This window comes from Pseudomonas sp. EL_65y_Pfl1_R83 (genome assembly GCF_963970695.1).
Classification (GTDB): Bacteria; Pseudomonadota; Gammaproteobacteria; order Pseudomonadales; family Pseudomonadaceae; genus Aquipseudomonas; species Aquipseudomonas tritici.
In genome coordinates this window covers 1-298 of record NZ_CAXAQI010000532.1, presented here as the reverse complement: position 1 = coordinate 298, position 298 = coordinate 1, and the positions used below count along the sequence as shown (strand labels likewise).

At 58.7% G+C, this 298-nt stretch carries 1 protein-coding gene; it reads left to right on the top strand.

Annotated features, from left to right (window positions below; genetic code table 11):
- Positions 1 to 298, top strand: a 298-nt coding sequence (locus tag AACY08_RS30200; RefSeq protein WP_339472750.1) for an RHS repeat domain-containing protein, incomplete at both ends; no start/stop codon positions are given.

Here is a 298-nt window from a genome sequence, read left to right as displayed (position 1 = left end):
TTGTTTCCTACGCCTATGACGATGCCGGTCGGTTGGTTTCAGCGACTAACGCTGTAGGCGAAAGTGAGGTTTATCGGTACGACGATCAGCACGTCATTCTTGAGCGCGGACTGGCCGGTGGGGCGAGTTTCTTTTGGGAATGGGAACGGTCTGGTAAGGCGGCGCGGTGTGTCCGGCATTGGGCGAGCTTTTCGCAGATGGACACGCGGTATGTGTGGGATGACAACGGCCAGGTCACGGTTCATAACGCCGATGGCAGCCAGGAAGTCTACGTGCATGACCAGCGGGCGCGGCTGGT